The 1,679-nt window shown below is 49.8% G+C and carries 1 protein-coding gene; it reads right to left on the bottom strand.

Translation table 11 applies throughout. The annotated features are described in order from the left end of the window. Nucleotides 1-36: 36 nt before the first annotated feature. On the bottom strand, nt 37-1,557 hold the full coding sequence (locus GTO91_RS17535; RefSeq protein ID WP_161260005.1) for an IS5 family transposase: 1,521 nt from the start codon (nt 1,555-1,557) through the stop codon (nt 37-39). Nucleotides 1,558-1,679 lie beyond the last annotated feature (122 nt).

Genomic DNA, 1,679 nt, shown 5'->3' with positions numbered 1-1,679 from the left:
TAGGGCTTGCTAGCCAAACCCCGGTTTTAATGTCATCTAACAAAAACTGGGTTTGAACGTTCCAGCCATCATCCGAAGCCAAAATTGGACAAAAAGAACCCTGAGTTTATGCTCTAGGTTCATTACCAAAAATTGCATAGAAATCATGCATTCCGCTGTTTCTTTTAAACGCGCCATGATGCAGGCAAGGCCGTACTTACGTTTGCCTTCTCCAAATTTCCCTTCCACGGCGTTGCGTTGTCGGGCATCCAGTCGTTCCATTCGTTTTTCCGCTTTTTTGAGTAGGCCGTTGGCAAGAGGTCGCCCAAGTCGCGGACCACTGAGGCGAATGCCCCGTTGTTTGCAGAAGGCGAGGTTTTCCCGGTTACGGTAAATTCGATCGGCCAGCACCGCCTCGGGGTAATGGCCGTGCCGCTCCTTATATCGTTCTACCGCCCCTCGCAGGGTCTCCGCTTCATTATAGGAATCCCAGGACAACTTCTCGATTCGACTATAGCCGTTATCGAGGCTGATGGCGACCTTGGCGCCAAACTCGACCGAGGCCTTGGCCTTTCCCCGCACAATCGGTCGCACATGAGGCTGATGGAGGCTGACAATCCGATCTTGGATTCGATGCGTTCGGTTTTTGTACATGGCCGACTGTTGCGCGTAGAGTTCACGGATGGCCCCCAATAAGGTGACTTGGCGAGGACGGAGGACATTTTCTACATTCTGTTCCTTCGCTTTTTGCAGCAACTGGTCAACAAAACCGAGATTTCGTTTGACATATTGCAATTGCTTCTTTACGGCTTTGCGGATCTGATGTTTGCGAGGACTCCGCTGTTTGGAAAGGGTCAGGTAGTCTTTCCGCGCTTTTTCCCTGTGTGTGCGGGGTCTCCTTGTCGGCTTTCCGATTCCTTCGTGCAAACAGTCGATCATGATGTCCAGGTTTTCTCGAGCTTCGTTGAGCAACCCCAAATCCGTAGGATACTTGATATCTGCGGGGGTGCAGGTGGCGTCTAGAATGAGTGTGCCCTGATTCGACTCGGAGTTTTGTGTTGAAGCGGGCTCTTCGATCACGACTGCATACCCTTCTCTTGCAGGCCCGCCACCACCTGAACCATTGGCGTCACGATCATCGTGGTCGTCGTCTTGGTCTTTTTGCGTCTTCTTTTGGGCTTTTTCTGCTTGCAAAATCAACTCGTTAATCTCGGCCATACGTTTGGCATTGAACCGCTTGCGAAACTTCACCAACGCAACGGGAGTGAACGGTTTGGTGAGTTGATATTCTTTGAGCCCAATGAAGTACTGCAAATATGGATTTTCGGTGATTTGTTGGACCGTTTCCCGATCGCTGTAATCACAGCGCGCTTGAATAAGCAGAGAACCCAGGGCCATACGCACAGGCTTTGCCACATTTCCTCTGTCGCTGGGAAACATAAAGGCATATTGCTTTTCTAGCTCATCCCACGGAATAATACCGGCCAGTTTCACCCAGCGATTATCTGCGCTAAGCTTTCCGGAAAACGGTAAGATAAAATCATCTATCGTCAGTTGAGGACTTGTTTTTTTGTACATGCTTCTGCCTCCATGTGCACGGTTTTTTTGGGGACTTATTCGATTTCCGTGCACTTACTTCGACAGAAAGCCCCTGAATCCCTTTAAAAAATGCGGCTTTGCGAATTAGTTAGCAGACCCTA

Source organism: Heliomicrobium undosum (assembly GCF_009877425.1).
GTDB lineage: Bacteria > Bacillota > Desulfitobacteriia > Heliobacteriales > Heliobacteriaceae > Heliomicrobium > Heliomicrobium undosum.
Note: the sequence above shows the minus strand (reverse complement) of the source record. Positions and strands in the feature narration are given on the sequence as shown.

Coding starts and splice junctions, on each gene's coding strand:
- GTO91_RS17535 (WP_161260005.1), bottom strand. CDS start 1,557: ATGTACAAAAAAACAAGTCCTCAACTGACGATAGATGATTTTATCTTA.